Origin of the sequence: Candidatus Methanoliparum sp. LAM-1 (assembly GCF_020885915.1) — an archaeon.
Classification (GTDB): Archaea; Halobacteriota; Methanoliparia; order Methanoliparales; family Methanoliparaceae; genus Methanoliparum; species Methanoliparum thermophilum.
In genome coordinates, this window is the sequence record NZ_AP025251.1 from 72,701 (window position 1) to 87,035 (window position 14,335).

The following is a 14,335-nucleotide window of genomic DNA, read 5'->3' on the forward strand; positions in this document are numbered from 1 at the left end:
TTTATGCTATACAGGAGTGAAAAACATCATAAATCGAAGATGGAGGATGCTTATGATCAAACAATCTGGAAAAAAAGAGAAGAGACAGAAAAAAGTTGTTCAAGAAGAAGAATGGATACCTAAAACAAGACTTGGCCGATTGGTTGCAGATCAAGAGATAAAAGATATAGATGATGTCTTGTTGTCAGAATATCCTTTAAAAGAAGTAGAGGTAGTAGATTTATTGCTTCCCGATCTTGTAGAGGAAGTTCTCGATATTAATATGGTACAAAGAATGACAGACTCTGGAAGAAGGGTAAAATTTGATGCCACAGTCGTGGTCGGTAATAGGAGAGGTTATGTTGGTGTTGGTATCGGTAAGGATGTTGAGGTTGGTAATGCAATCAGAAAAGGTACAAAAGACGCAAAATTAAATATCATAAAAGTATTAAGAGGCTGTGGATCTTGGGAGTGTAAATGTGATACGGCACATTCTATTCCATACAGAATAGAAGGCAAATCCGGCAGTGTTAAGATTGTGATCATACCTGCACCGAAGGGTTTGGGATTGGTTGCAGGCGAGACGGCAAGAAAGGTATTAGAACTGTCTGGGGTGAAAGATATATGGACTCAGGCATACGGAGAGACTAGGACTAGTGTTAATTTTGCCAAAGCGACATACAACGCACTTAAACAAGTTTCTTTAATAAAACAATAAATATTGAAGACAGAGAGGAAAGATGAAATGTATGCAGCAATCCTGCTTCGTAGTCATGTTGGTGTTAAAAAACCGATAAAAGATACGTTAGAAATGTTAAGATTGTATAAGATAAACCACTGCGTCTTTTTAGAGGAGAACGAATATAACAAAGGAATGCTCCAGAAGGTTAAAGATTTCGTAGCATGGGGTGAGGTTGATAAGGAGACATTAAAGATTATATTAGAAGAAAGAGGAAGATTGGCCGATAATGCTAAATTAAAAGACTTGGAAGACACCCCGTTTGAATCGTTAGATATGTTTGTAGAGTCTTTATTATCTGGAAAGGTAAATTTTAAAGATATCCCTACATTAAAACCTGTTTTTAGATTGCATCCGCCAAGAAAAGGGCATAAAGGAATTAAAAAGAGTTTCAAAAATGGGGGAGAATTAGGATACCATGGAGATAAGATAAACGATCTCTTATTAAAGATGAGGTGATTTTATATCTATGTCAAAGAATAAAACGAGCAAGTATAGAGGATCAAGGACCTGTGGATGTGGTAATTCTAAACGAGGAAGAGGTGCAGGAAACAGGGGTGGTCATGGTAATGCAGGATCTTTCAAACATCATAAGGTAAGAGCCAAAAAAATGGGGTTAACATTTGGAAAATACGGATTTAAAAGACCGCCTTCCCAGGTAAGCCAAGAAAAAACCATTAATGTTGGCGATTTGGATTATTTAATACCTCAACTTTTATCTAAAGGGTTGATAAAAGACGAAGGAGATTACTTACATATAGATCTTTCTACTATTTCGGTAGATAAAATATTAGGGTCTGGACAGTTGAAATATTCTGAAAAGAAACTACGAGTGATAGCAAAAAATTTTTCAGAAAGAGCGGTCGAGAAGATTAAGAAGCTTGGCGGAGAAGTAATATTGGATGAAGGATGAGAGATCGTAGGTTTTTCAATCCGGTAAGATATAAAGCTGTACTACCGTTAAACGTAGTTTTTTCTGTGCAAATTTTTTAATTATTTAACATATTAAAAATGGATTGTCATGCCTGAAACGAGATTCAGATCTGCTGTTGATTCTCTCTTTAGAATAATACCCACGGTCAAGAAGCCTATTAAACACGTCCATTTTAGAGCAAAGCTTGGTTGGACTATCAGTATTCTTATTATTTATTTCGTTTTGATGGAGATTCCCATGATCGGGGTAAGTCCAGAAAGCATCGATTATTTTGGGTCGTTTAGAGCTATTATGGGAGGTTCTAACGGATCTATAATTCATCTTGGTATCGGACCTATAGTAATGGCGTCAATAATATTACAGTTGCTGGTTGGTGCTAAAATTATAAACCTTAATCTTGGCGATCCAAACGATCAACGATTTTATCAGGGATTGCAGAGAATCTTAGTTATTGTGATGATAGTCTTAGAGTCCCTTCCATTATTGATTGGTGGGGTCATTATGCCTGATCCGGATCTCGTTGCTATCTTAGGAAGACCTACCGTCTTATTATTGCTCTTCGTCCAATTGTTCATAGGCGGTATTTTGATACTATATATGGATGAGGTTGTATCCAAATGGGGCATCGGGTCGGGAATAAGTTTGTTTATATTAGCCGGTGTAGCTCAATCTTTGATTATTGGGCTATTTAATTGGCAAATAAGTGCGTTCACAGGATTTCCAGCTGGTTTTATCCCTCTTTGGATTGAATTGATCAAGACAGGTGCCATCACGAGTGTTAAAAATGTTATGATAGATGGCCAGGTTCTTGCATTGATAAGTACCATCTTGGTCTTCTGTATTGTGGTATATTTTGAGGGGATAAGGGTAGAAATACCGTTATCTCATCAGATGGTACGAGGTGCTCGTGGTAAGTATCCTATTAAGCTTATATATGCAAGTGTTCTTCCTATAATTCTTGTAAGTACGTTACAAGTAGTAATCCAGATGGTGGGAATGCAGTTATGGAACTCAGGCATTCCTCTTATAGGAAATAATGCATTAATAGGGATGTACTCTGAAGTCTCGCCTACAGAACCTATCGGTGGACTGATGTATTATCTAAATCCGATAAATTCCCCATACGATTGGGTTCCATCTCTTGTAGCAGAGAGATTTCAGATATTGGGAGCGATCCCTCCAGATGGATGGCAGATTGTGTTAAGATTCGTTATAAATGCTGCTTTCTTTATTATTGGGAGTATAATATTTGCCATATTCTGGGTAGAGGTGAGCAATATGAATTCTGAAGCTGTAGCTAACCAAATACATAGATCGGGACTACAAATTCCAGGATTCAGAAGAGATCCTCTCCTGTTAAAAAAACGATTAGATAATTATATACCTAAGATAACCGTATTGAGTGGTGCATTAATTGGTGGGCTTGCATTTTTCTCCAGCTTGTTTGGACTTATCGGAGGAGTAAGCGGAACTGGTATGCTATTGGCGGTAGGTATCGCATACAGATTATATGAAGAGATGGCATCTCAACAGATGATGGAAATGTATCCGTTTATGAGAGGATTTTTTGGTGAGGAGTGATTTAAAATGAATTGGAAGGATTTGATCGGTAAGATATTATTGGTTCTTGGTTTTGCATTGCTTTTTGGAGTAATGATCGGTGGGCAGGGTTTCAGAGATTTAGTAGCTATGCCAGTAGATCTTATTTTTAGACCATTAGCAAATGTTTTAACTGAAAATAACCTTCATATATTATTACTAATCTTATCTTTGGTTACGGGTTTAATTACAACAATTATTCAAAAATATACGATCGATTGGGGGAGTATGAAAGAGTCTCAAGAACGTATGAAGAAATTACAAAGCGAATTTAGGGCAGCTCAACTAGCAGGTGATAAAAAAAGGATAGAAAAGCTTAACGAGGAAAGCAGAAAACTTATGCAAGATAGTGCATCTATGCAGATGCAGCAGTTAAAACCGATGGGGTACATCTCGATAATAACTATTCCGATTATAATGTGGTTGTATATATATTTGAAGGATATTTACGGTGTTTTTGGTTTTGGTACTTTCACCGATGTTGTAAATGGGCCACTTTTTATATTTCCTTTTGTAGGAGAAAGAATGATGGTTGATCCACTCTTCTGGGGCCTTCAATGGTGGTTTCTATGGTATCTAGTATGTTCTATATTCCTTGGCCAAGTATTTAGCAAATTGTTAAATACAGGGATGAGTACCACTTCAGTATCTACTAACAAGGATTAAATCTTTTTTAAAATGAAGATAACAATAAGTGGTCATGCTGGAAGTGGGAAAACATCTGTTTCAAAAGAGTTGGCAAAAAATATTGGATTTAAGGTTATTTCTGTCGGTAGTATCTTTAGAGATTTAGCAAAAGAAGCTAATATGACGTTAGAGGAATTTAGCCTATTTGCAGAAAAAAATAGGAAGATCGATTCTTTGATAGATGAACAACAAGTAGAATTATCTAATAAATACAGAGATTGTATTATAGAAGGAAGGTTATCCGGCTGGATGATAGAAGCAGATATTAAAATATGGTTACGATCATCGATAGAGACAAGAATCAGAAGAATTATAGAAAGAGAGAATAGAGATTATGAAGATATCTTAAAAGAAACGATATCTCGTGAAAGAATAGAGAAAGAGAGATATAAAAAATTTTATAATATTGATATAGACGATCTTTCAATATATGACCTTGTTATTAATTCCGAAAGATGGGATGTAGTTGGTGTTAGTGAGATAATACTTAAGGGATTGGAGCGACTGAAGAATGGTAAGGATCGAAGAGTATTTAAAGAGGGGGGTAATAAACCTTGATAAGCCACCTGGACCTACCAGTCATGAAGTGAGTGCATGGATACGAAAAATTTTTAATTTAAACAAAGTAGGGCATGGTGGTACCCTTGATCCACAGGCTACAGGGGTCTTACCTATACTCTTGGAGGATGCAACGAAGATAACTCCTTTCTTGTTGTCATCCAATAAAGAATATGTCTGTTTGATGAAACTGCACAAAAAGGTATCTCAAAAAAAGCTTTTAAAAGCATTTTCCAGATTTGAAGGTATAATATACCAAAAACCACCACTTAAATCTGCGGTTAAAAGAATAACTAGGAAGAGGCGAATTTATAAGCTGGTTTTATTAGAAATAGAGGATAAAGACGTACTTTTCAAAGTTAAATGTGAATCTGGAGTCTATATACGAGTACTATGTCATGATATAGGAAAATTCTTGAATGTAGGTGCAAGTATGTATGAATTAAGAAGAACTTTGTCAGAACCGTTCGTAGAATCTGATAGCGTTACGATGCATGATCTTGTAGATTCGTATTTTTTGTGGAAGGAGTGTGATGAGGAAAAATATTTAAGAGAAAAGATATTACCTATCGAAGATGCACTCAAACATATACCAAAAATTTATATAAAAGATTCTACAGTTGATGCTATCTGTCATGGAGCAGACTTAGCCGCACCAGGGATTGTGGATGATGGTATCACTAACGATATCTCAGCAGGAGATCTTATAGTATTGTATACAAAAAAAGAAGAAGCGGTTGCTCTTGCTATATCAAAGCGAGATATAAAACGGGATGTTTCTTATACCAAAGGGATCATAGCGGATACAAAGCGGGTTATTATGCAACCAGATACTTATCCTAAATGTTGGAAAAAAGCCGGGGTGGCTGAGTGGTAAGGCGCAAGCCTGGAGAGCTTGTGTCTCTTTCGGGACGCAAGGGTTCGAATCCCTTCCCCGGCGTCTAAATATAAATAATAATGTAATATAAATAATAATGTAATATTAATATAAAAATTAAAATCATAAGATAGGTTTGAGGGAGATTAATGGAGAATGAGATAAAACATCTTGTAAGGATAGCAAATACCGATTTGAATGGTAATAAACAGGTATTCATTGCGTTATCTAGGATAAAAGGCATAGGTAGAAAAATGGCAAAAATAATAGCAACAAGGGTTAATATTGATCCTTATGCCCTGCTCGGCAGTTTATCCGATAATGATATAGATCTGTTGAAAAAAGAGGTTGAAAATTTTGGCAAAGATCCGGATATCCCTTCATGGCTTTTAAACAGGAGGAATGATTATTATAGCGGGGACGATCTACATCTTATTGGAACTGATCTAGATCTTACAATAAAAGACGATATAAATAGATTAAGGAAGATACGTAGTTATCGTGGAATTCGTCATGAAAAAGGATATAAAGTCAGAGGTCAAAGAACAAAATCTACTGGACGTACATCTACCGTAGTTGGAGTAAAGAAAAAGAGGGTATGATATTAGATGGGAGAGCCTAAAAGATTAAAAAAATTATATAAAAAACCGATTCATCCGTGGCAAAAATCCAGGCTTGTATCTGAGAGAGAGATAGTATGCACGTATGGTTTGCGAAACAAGAGAGAGCTATGGAGAGTAGAAGAAGAATTAAGGAAGTATCGAAGAGAGGCTCGGGCTATTTTGGCAGAACTTGCGTTAAATCCAGAGAACGAGATTGTAAATAAGAGAAAAAATGATATTGTGAATAAATTGGTACGATATGGCATTTTAAAAGGAGGAATTGATCCTCTTGATGAGATCCTTTCTTTAGATGTGAAAAAATTCCTTGAAAGAAGGCTTCAGACTATTGTCTATACAAAAGGTTTAGCATCTACGCCAAAAGGTGCAAGACAGCTGATCGTCCATGGTCATATTGCGGTTAATGGTAGAAGGATATCCTCACCTAGTTACTTGGTAGGAAAAGATGAGGAAGATACGATCTCTTTTGCAGAAAATTCTCCTTTTAAACATAGAGAGGTTGGATAAAAATGCCTAAAGAGAAATGGGGTATAGCTCATATATATGCATCACTCAATAATACAATCGTAACTATTACGGATATAACTGGAGCAGAGACACTTGCACGAGTATCTGGTGGTATGGTAGTAAAAGCAAGCAGGAATGAAGGATCTCCTTATGCTGCAATGCAGTTAGCGTTAAAGGCGGCTGAAATAGTAAAAGAGAAAGGTATTGTTGGTTTAGATATAGAAGTTAGAGCGCCTGGCGGCAATAAATCTAAAAGTCCTGGTGCTGGTGCTCAGTCTGCAATAAGAGCACTTGCAAGATCCGGATTAAAGATAGGTAGGATAGAGGATGTAACACCGATCCCACATGATGGATGTAAAGCTAAAGGAGGCAGAAGAGGAAAAAGAATATGATCCATGTAGAGATATTGGATTATATAGATACAAACGGTAAATTCTTGATAAAAGGTGTTTCGACAGCGTTTATAAACGCTATTCGTAGGGTTGCCATGTCTGAAATTCCAAAATTGGCCGTTGATTTTATAAGAATTTATGACAATTCTTCATCCTTATACAACGAGATGTTGGCATCAAGAATCGGTTTAATACCCTTAAAGACGGATGATTTGGAATTTTTTAAGATGCCTAATGAGTGTGAGTGCAACGGAGAAGGTTGTAGCTCGTGTCAGACGATCCTGTCTTTGAGTGCAGAAGGTCCGAAAATGGTTTATTCGTCTGATTTAGTCTCAACCGATTCATCGGTCAATCCTGCATATCAGGATATTCCTATTGTTAAGCTTTATGAGGGACAAAGAGTAATCTGTGAGGCTATTGCTAAATTAGGTATCGGAAAAAACCATGCTAAATGGCAGGCTACTACGATCTGTGCTTATAGAAACGTGGCAAAGATTGATATCATAAATTGTGATCTTTGTGGAGATTGTATAAAAGAGTGCCCTAAAGGTTTATTATATATAGACAAAGAATTGAGAGTAAAAAATATACTAGATTGTAATCTATGTAGGTTATGTGAACGTACCTGTTCGATAGATGCGATACGAGTAAGTTTGGACGAATACCAATTTATATTTAATATAGAGTCGGATGGAAGCATTAACGTTAAGGATATTGTAAATACTGCGGTAGATGTGATCGAGAATAAACTGATAAACCTTAAAGCGGGGGTTGCCGAGATTGGTCAAAGGCGCAGGACTTAAGATCCTGTTTCAGAGGAATTCGGGGGTTCAAATCCCCTCCCCCGCATTTATCCGTGTTATAATTTTGCAGAAAATAATATTTAGTTAATAGATAGTAGGTGAAAGAGATTATGAAAATTAGAAAAAAAAGCAACCCTTTGATCATTGATCAGATCAACAAGTTGTTAACCAAATCGAGAGAAGAAAATGCAAAGATTTGGAAAGATGTCGCACAAAGATTAAACAGTCCAACAAGATCAATGATAGCTGTAAATATCGGTAAGATAAACAGATATGCTGATAAGGATAAAATAGTCCTTGTTCCAGGTAAAGTGCTTGGTTCTGGAACTATTGATCATCCTGTAACTGTATCATCTATAAATTTTAGTAAGACAGCATACAAAAAGATTATAGATTCCGGTGGTAGATGCTTAACTATAGATGAACTTGTTAAAGAACGTCCAAAAGGATCAAATGTTGTTATAATACAATGAGGTATATAAATGACTGTGATAGATGCATCTAATTTAATAATGGGTAGATTGGCAAGCGAGGTGGCAAAAAAGTTATTGAATGGAGAGGAAATAATCATTGTTAATAGTGAAAAATGTGTTATTACCGGATCTAAGAGATTTTTAACCTCGTTGTATAAGACTAAACAAACTCGCGGAAGTCCAGAAAAAGGGCCTTATTTTCCAAAAAGACCTGATAAGATATTGAGAAGGACTATAAGAGGCATGTTACCGTTCAAAAAAGCACGAGGTAAAGAGGCATATAGACGTTTAAAGGTATATGTTGGTGTACCTAACGGTATAAATGATTATGAGACTATGCCTGCTATATCTTTGTCAAACCTTAGTACGATCAAATATGTTCATTTAGAGGATATATCAAGAAGATTAGGATCAAGATTTTGAGGTGTTATAATGGATAAAATTGTCAATACTAGCGGTAAAAGAAAAACTGCGATAGCTAAAGCGACTATCCGAGCAGGAACAGGCAGAATTAGAGTAAATAAAAAACCGATAGAGATTATAGAGCCGGTCATTGTGAGAGATAAAATATTGGAGCCGCTATTAGTTGCAAAAAACTTTATAGATGGAGTAGATATCGATGTAGTTGTCTCTGGTGGGGGAATTATAGGACAGGCGGATGCAGTTAGAACAGCGATAGCAAGAGGATTAGTAGAATGGACCGAAGATAATACTCTTAAAGAGTATCTCTACAAGTATGATCGTTCTCTCTTGGTTAACGACTCTAGGCAAAAGGAGACGAAGAAGTTTGGTGGACGTGGTGCAAGAGCCAAGAGGCAAAAGTCGTATAGATAAATGGTTGAATCATGTTTCCAGTCAGATGTTTTACGTGTGGAAGCTTAATCTCTCGGCATTGGGAAGAATATAAAGATAGAGTAGCTAAAGGTGAGAAACCTAAAGATGTTTTGGACGATCTTGGCATAAAGAGATATTGTTGTAGAAGGATTTTTCTTTCTCATGTAGAGACGATAGATCTTTTATCTAAATATTGACAGATAAAACAGAATGATAAAATTCCGTGTATAATGTATAATGATTGGGGTCGTAGGGTAGCCTGGTCGATCCTTCGGCGTTCGGGACGCCGTGACCTGAGTTCAAATCTCAGCGGCCCCATGTAAGATAAACAAGGGTGAGATAAAAATGAGTTCAAGTAATGGTATGGTGGAAGAGGAGCTTCTCGTTCCTATAGAGGAATATTTTAACTCGGCTGTGAATATTGGTACGCAGCAAAAGACCAAACAGATGGTTAAATATGTTTATAAGGTCAGAACGGATGGTTTATACCTGATCGATGTCCATTATACCGATAAAAAGATAAAGGATGCTGCAAAGTTACTGGCACGATACGACCCGTCAAAAATATTGGCGGTATCTATGAGAGTATATGGACAAAGACCTGTTGCGATGTTTGCAAGAGCTACAAATGCAAAAGCTATTACAGGACGGTTTGTTCCAGGAACGCTTACCAACTTCTCTATGTCTGATTATATCGAACCGGATATTTTAATAGTAACCGATCCTTTTTCCGACCAGAATGCGGTTAAAGAAGCGAAGAAGATAGGTATTCCTATTATTGCATTATGTGACACAAATAATGACTTATCAAATATCGATTTGGTAATTCCTACTAATAACAAAGGAAAATCTGCTCTTGCATTGGTGTATTATCTACTATCCAAAAATCTCTTGAAGGAGAGAGGCATAGACAAATTTGATTACAAACTTTCCGACTTCGAATACGAAGATGCTGTGATATGAGAGCTCCAGCAGTAGCGGATCAATTCTATCCTGCTAATAAGGATGAGTTGGCAGATATGATATCTACTTTTTTATCAAACGTAGATTCTAAAATTATTGATGCCAAATTAGACGGGGTAGATAAGCTTTATGGTGGTGTTGCTCCTCATGCCGGATATATATATTCAGGCCAGACGGCTGCGTATACTTATTCTGCGCTAGAGCGGTTAAATAAAGATACCGATACTTTTATCTTGTTTGGTCCTAACCATACTGGGTTGGGTTCACCGGTCTCTGTGAGCTCTGATAAATGGAGGACACCGTTTGGAGTAGTAGAGCCAGATTTAGATATAATAAAGAAAATACCACCGCTTATTATTGATAGATCAGAGGTTGCTCATATTTATGAGCATTCTATCGAGGTACAGTTACCTTTTTTACAGTATATATTCGGAAATTTTAAGATAGTGCCGATAATATTAGGAATGCAAGACCAAGAAACAGTGTTAGAGGTAGCGGATAGTATTTTAAACGCTATTTCTGGACTAAACAAAAATATTACGTTTATTGCATCGAGCGATTTCTCTCATTATGTGCCTGAACAAGTGGCTTATCAAAAAGATAAAAAATTGATAGATAAAATAGAAAATCTTGATGTACCTGGATTATATAAGGTTTTATATGAAGAAAACGTCTCTGCATGTGGATACGGTTGTATTTCTACTGTAATGGATATATCTAAAAGATTTGGTGCAAAAGTAGGACGATTTCTAAAATATTCTACCAGTGGAGATGTTTCAGGCGACAGATTGCAGGTCGTTGGTTATGCTAGTATAGTTATATGATACTTTAGCAAAGGTAGGGTAAAGGCGGCATATCATCTCTAAATTAATTTTTTCTTCTCCAAAATCCAGATTATACCCGGAACCCTAAGATCGAGTTCAGTATTTTTTGGGAGATTTATCAGAAAATCATCTATCTTATTAACTGAGACTTTCAAAACCTCGATCACCTCAGCAGTATCCTTCTTACTTATTCCTACAAACTCTACTCTTGGAGCAAAAAAATAGGTGGCTCTGGTAGGAGTTAGAGCTGGAGATAGTGGTGTCGAGATAATATTGATAAGTTCCTCTGCTCGATAGCCTGTCTCCTCTAAAAGCTCTCTACGGGCAGTATCTTCCTCACTTTCACCTTCGATATCAGTAAGACCTGCAGGAAATTGGATAACAAAATTTTCTAAAGGAGCTCTCCAATTTTTTTCTAAAATTAGCTCTCTTTCTTTAGTTAAAGCAACGATTACTACTGCACCGCTATTGTAAATATTTTTTCTCTCCACTGTCTCCCATACATATTCTTTTCCCAAATGTTTAAAATATTTCTTCAAAAGCCTTAAATGTTTTCCTTCAAAGACGATCTCCCGTTTTGTAATCTTCATCTTGATCACTTTCTAATTGGATAAAATGCAAAAACTGTTTAATATATATTTTCTTTGCCATTTTCAAGCTCCTCATTATAGTATTATCTCGTTAGTTTTTAAATTCTTTGTTAATTCGCCGAGCGAATTTCATATAACGTCCTTAGCATAAAAGAAGTTGGCGAAGACAATTTTGGCGAAGCCTTTTATCCGCTGTTATATGTCCCGAAGGGCAAGGTTGCGGAGCAACCGTAGAATCGTGGGCGAACGGCTTATTAAACGCATAGGGGACACAAATAATATTAACCCTTAAGAGATAGAGGTATATAGTATGAAATTCAAAGAAGCTGCATATCATGTGTTAGGAAAAAAGAAAAGACCGCTTTCAGCAAGAGAGATTACCAAAATTGCATTAAAGGAAAGGTTAATTACAAGTGACGGCAAGACTCCAGATGCAACAATGGGTGCAGTAATTTATACCGATATAAAGCAAAAAGGAGAAAAATCCTTATTTGTGAAAGTGAAACGAGGATTGTTTGGATTGAGAGAATGGGGTGAAGAAACTCATGAAGAAAAAGACGAAACGATAAAAATTTCTATGGGAGCAAATTTGATTATTAAATACCTAAAAGAAAGACAATCTAAGAGTGACTCTCCAACAGATTTTGAAAAGGCAATAAAAGACGCTTTTAATTTTTTGGGGTTTGAAGCTGAACTTATTGGAGGTAAAGGAGATACAGATGTTCTTCTTACAGCAAATATTGGCCAAGAGTCATTCAAAGTTAATGTTGATGGTAAAACAAGTAAATCAGGTAAAATTATAGATCGATATATAGATTGGATTTCTTTAAGAGACCATAAAAAGAAAAACAAAGCTGATTTTGTAGTTGTAGTAGGTCCGAGTTTTTCTGGGGGAAATTTGGAGGAACGAGCAAACGAGTATGATGTTTCCCTGCTAAAAACAGAAGATTTAATAAAACTTGTAGAGGCACATTCTAAATTTCCTTTTACTTTAACAGAATTAAAAGATTTGTTTGCTGGTAAAGGTGACAAAAGCTCCCAACTGGAGGATTTACTAACTCAAAATCTTTCCAGAAGAAATTTATTAGAACAATTCGGAGTAATTATTGAAGAAATGCAATCTTTACAAGATAGATTGGGCTATTTTACTTTTGATAGTTTAGCAGGAAGAGAAAAGATAGAAGAACTTGAAATAGAGCCTGAGGATATTGAATATATCATTAGCCTATTAAAGCTCCCGTTTATAAATGGAGTTAAAGAGATTTCTGAAAATAGGTATATCCTAACAATCAAAACAAAAGATATAGCAAACATCTTCCAACAAATTTCTAATCTTCTTGTTAGACTTGGAGAAAAAGAAGAGGTGCCACCTACCCCCACTATAGAGATTGAAGAGAAGCCCACACCAGAAAAGGAACTTGGTTCAAAATATTTCAAATGGTATATAAAAGGGCATTCCATTGTTGCCATAGCAAGAAAAGATAATCCTTATGAACACTATTGCCCTATAAATCACTTTCAAACTATTTTAGAAAAGATAATTGAAGGGTTCAAAAGTCAAAATCTGATCAATACCGATCTAATTTTCTCTATGCTTGAAGGGCAAAACTTATCACTTGACAGGACTTTTAAGGGAAAACCAGAAGAATACAAAATCAGAATGACTTTAGGGATATTAGAAATAGAAGGATTAATTAAGTGGACTGGTTCAAAGAGACCCATCGAATATAAACTAAATGTTCCAATAGAAAAAATAGATGAATGGATTAAAAAGAATATAGGGAAAGAAGGTTGTTGAGCAATGGGGAAGTACAATCATCTAAAAATCTTAAAGAAAACAAAGCTAGGTCCCAGCATATTTGCTACAACTGTGGTAAGGAAATATTGCCTGGTGAGACCTACTATCGAGAACATATTGAAGATAAATTCCTTCATAGCTTGCATGCCAAGATATATTGCTCATCTTGTTATGAAAAACATGGAAAGGATTTATTATTGTCAAAGGAATGATAATCAAAATGCTATTCGCCCACGATTTCATATAACGTTCTGCGGATAAAAGAAGTTAACGAGGCAATTTGAGGAAATCTTTGATTTCCCTTTTATCCGCTGTTATATAATCCGAATGGCAAGGTTGCGAGCAATCGCAGATGCCCGACGCCATAAAATCTTTTGTTAATTATACTATCATTTCTAACATCTTTTCAATATTATCAAACCAATATTGTCTATACCCATTAAGAGTTTTTGAAACATCTTCTGGTCTTAGTAGCAATTTTATTCTGACTTTAAATCCATTGTAATTAAAAACCTTTTCCTTTCCGTTTTCTTCAAATAATTGTGCATATCCATCAATTTTTCGGTATGCGCTTGTATGCTCAGTTCCCTTTGGATCAACAAAAACAATAAAGTAATTATTCCCCCCTCTTTAACCAAAAAATAAAATCTGGATAGAAATGGCTAAATTTGTTCGCATTGGGATTATAGTAGGGGATATAAACTTCATCTAAACTTTCATCCAATTTGCTGAACAGCCACCAATCAAATTCCTTGAACTTGTTATCAGCCTTGGTTAAATGATCTTCCAAATCATTGATGAATCTTTCCTCGCTTTGAGTTTTAATTATGTGCTTGATATAACCTACCTTTTCATCAGGGGATAAGATAAGTGGAATGTAATAATGATTGGCAATATACTTGATTTTGATTTCCTTATGCCCGCTTTCAAAATATTGCTCGCTACTTAAATTTTTCGCCCTCTTGGTAATCAACAAAGCCCTCAAAATACTTCCACAAAACCTTTATAGCGTTTTTCAAAGCATCTTTTTGATAATCCCAAAGTCTCTTACTCTTTGAAAAATTATCCAAATCAAACGAATTCCAGTTAGCAGGTAAATCTTCGAACTTAATATCTTCAACTATTGATTCTAGGATTGGTCTGACTATCATATTACAT

Annotated in this window: 21 protein-coding genes and 3 tRNA genes; 21 read left to right on the forward strand and 3 right to left on the reverse strand. The window is 35.8% G+C overall.

Annotation, left to right across the window (positions count from 1 at the left end; all coding sequences use genetic code 11):
• Positions 1–52 precede the first annotated feature (52 nt).
• From LPC15_RS00410 to LPC15_RS00505, 20 genes are all read left to right on the forward strand, one after another.
• Positions 53–697: a 30S ribosomal protein S5 gene (locus tag LPC15_RS00410; protein ID WP_229234740.1), complete on the forward strand. Its 645-nt coding sequence runs from the start codon at positions 53–55 to the stop codon at positions 695–697.
• Between the two features lie 27 nt (positions 698–724).
• Positions 725–1,177 (forward strand): 50S ribosomal protein L30, encoded by a 453-nt coding sequence (locus LPC15_RS00415; protein WP_420709518.1) that lies wholly within the window; start codon positions 725–727, stop codon positions 1,175–1,177.
• A gap of 10 nt (positions 1,178–1,187) precedes the next feature.
• Positions 1,188–1,631, forward strand: coding sequence for an uL15m family ribosomal protein (locus LPC15_RS00420; protein ID WP_229234742.1), 444 nt, complete (start codon positions 1,188–1,190; stop codon positions 1,629–1,631).
• Between the two features lie 108 nt (positions 1,632–1,739).
• The gene (secY, locus tag LPC15_RS00425) at positions 1,740–3,233 is read left to right on the forward strand and encodes a preprotein translocase subunit SecY (protein WP_229234743.1); all 1,494 of its coding nucleotides are present in this window, start codon (positions 1,740–1,742) and stop codon (positions 3,231–3,233) included.
• A 6-nt stretch (positions 3,234–3,239) separates the two neighbouring features.
• A complete protein-coding gene (locus LPC15_RS00430) occupies positions 3,240–3,917 on the forward strand; it encodes a DUF106 domain-containing protein (RefSeq protein WP_229234744.1) in 678 nt (225 codons plus the stop codon).
• A 12-nt stretch (positions 3,918–3,929) separates the two neighbouring features.
• Complete coding sequence (cmk, locus tag LPC15_RS00435; protein ID WP_229234745.1) at positions 3,930–4,496, forward strand: (d)CMP kinase; 567 nt, start codon at positions 3,930–3,932, stop codon at positions 4,494–4,496.
• Positions 4,450–5,373, forward strand: coding sequence for an RNA-guided pseudouridylation complex pseudouridine synthase subunit Cbf5 (locus LPC15_RS00440; RefSeq protein ID WP_229234746.1), 924 nt, complete (start codon positions 4,450–4,452; stop codon positions 5,371–5,373). The genes cmk and LPC15_RS00440 overlap by 47 nt, the downstream gene beginning before the upstream one ends.
• Positions 5,353–5,436, forward strand: a tRNA-Ser gene (locus LPC15_RS00445). The genes LPC15_RS00440 and LPC15_RS00445 overlap by 21 nt, the downstream gene beginning before the upstream one ends.
• Positions 5,437–5,522: 86 nt before the next feature.
• Positions 5,523–5,975, forward strand: coding sequence for a 30S ribosomal protein S13 (locus LPC15_RS00450; protein ID WP_229234747.1), 453 nt, complete (start codon positions 5,523–5,525; stop codon positions 5,973–5,975).
• A 6-nt stretch (positions 5,976–5,981) separates the two neighbouring features.
• Positions 5,982–6,500, forward strand: coding sequence for a 30S ribosomal protein S4 (locus LPC15_RS00455; protein WP_229234748.1), 519 nt, complete (start codon positions 5,982–5,984; stop codon positions 6,498–6,500).
• 2 nt (positions 6,501–6,502) lie between these two features.
• On the forward strand, positions 6,503–6,892 hold the full coding sequence (locus tag LPC15_RS00460) for a 30S ribosomal protein S11 (RefSeq protein WP_229234749.1): 390 nt from the start codon (positions 6,503–6,505) through the stop codon (positions 6,890–6,892).
• The gene (locus tag LPC15_RS00465) at positions 6,889–7,695 is read left to right on the forward strand and encodes a DNA-directed RNA polymerase subunit D (RefSeq protein WP_229234750.1); all 807 of its coding nucleotides are present in this window, start codon (positions 6,889–6,891) and stop codon (positions 7,693–7,695) included. Before LPC15_RS00460 ends, LPC15_RS00465 begins: the two co-directional genes overlap by 4 nt.
• Positions 7,657–7,741 (forward strand) — tRNA-Leu (locus LPC15_RS00470). The genes LPC15_RS00465 and LPC15_RS00470 overlap by 39 nt, the downstream gene beginning before the upstream one ends.
• Positions 7,742–7,805: 64 nt before the next feature.
• Entirely contained in the window at positions 7,806–8,168 is a 363-nt protein-coding gene (locus tag LPC15_RS00475; protein ID WP_229234751.1) for a 50S ribosomal protein L18e, read from the forward strand.
• A 9-nt stretch (positions 8,169–8,177) separates the two neighbouring features.
• Positions 8,178–8,591, forward strand: a complete 414-nt coding sequence (locus LPC15_RS00480) for a 50S ribosomal protein L13 (protein WP_229234752.1) — start codon at positions 8,178–8,180, stop codon at positions 8,589–8,591.
• Positions 8,592–8,600: 9 nt separating this feature from the next.
• Entirely contained in the window at positions 8,601–9,002 is a 402-nt protein-coding gene (locus LPC15_RS00485) for a 30S ribosomal protein S9 (protein WP_229234753.1), read from the forward strand.
• 11 nt (positions 9,003–9,013) lie between these two features.
• Positions 9,014–9,199, forward strand: a complete 186-nt coding sequence (locus tag LPC15_RS00490) for a DNA-directed RNA polymerase subunit N (RefSeq protein WP_229234754.1) — start codon at positions 9,014–9,016, stop codon at positions 9,197–9,199.
• A 46-nt stretch (positions 9,200–9,245) separates the two neighbouring features.
• Positions 9,246–9,320 (forward strand) — tRNA-Pro (locus LPC15_RS00495).
• 27 nt (positions 9,321–9,347) lie between these two features.
• Positions 9,348–9,965, forward strand: coding sequence for a 30S ribosomal protein S2 (gene rpsB, locus LPC15_RS00500; protein WP_229234755.1), 618 nt, complete (start codon positions 9,348–9,350; stop codon positions 9,963–9,965).
• A complete protein-coding gene (locus tag LPC15_RS00505) occupies positions 9,962–10,789 on the forward strand; it encodes an MEMO1 family protein (RefSeq protein WP_229234756.1) in 828 nt (275 codons plus the stop codon). Before rpsB ends, LPC15_RS00505 begins: the two co-directional genes overlap by 4 nt.
• Positions 10,790–10,827: 38 nt before the next feature.
• On the opposite strand, the gene LPC15_RS00510 is transcribed toward LPC15_RS00505, so the two are convergent.
• On the reverse strand, positions 10,828–11,379 hold the full coding sequence (locus tag LPC15_RS00510; RefSeq protein ID WP_229234757.1) for an NUDIX hydrolase: 552 nt from the start codon (positions 11,377–11,379) through the stop codon (positions 10,828–10,830).
• A 310-nt stretch (positions 11,380–11,689) separates the two neighbouring features.
• Between LPC15_RS00510 and LPC15_RS00515 the strand changes: the two genes are divergently transcribed.
• Positions 11,690–13,177 (forward strand): HTH domain-containing protein, encoded by a 1,488-nt coding sequence (locus LPC15_RS00515; protein ID WP_229234758.1) that lies wholly within the window; start codon positions 11,690–11,692, stop codon positions 13,175–13,177.
• 616 nt (positions 13,178–13,793) lie between these two features.
• Here the strand turns inward: LPC15_RS00515 and LPC15_RS00520 are convergent.
• Both LPC15_RS00520 and LPC15_RS00525 read right to left on the reverse strand, forming a co-directional pair.
• Positions 13,794–14,150: a hypothetical protein gene (locus LPC15_RS00520; RefSeq protein WP_229234759.1), complete on the reverse strand. Its 357-nt coding sequence runs from the start codon at positions 14,148–14,150 to the stop codon at positions 13,794–13,796.
• Entirely contained in the window at positions 14,119–14,328 is a 210-nt protein-coding gene (locus LPC15_RS00525; protein ID WP_229234760.1) for a hypothetical protein, read from the reverse strand. The genes LPC15_RS00520 and LPC15_RS00525 overlap by 32 nt, the downstream gene beginning before the upstream one ends.
• Positions 14,329–14,335 lie beyond the last annotated feature (7 nt).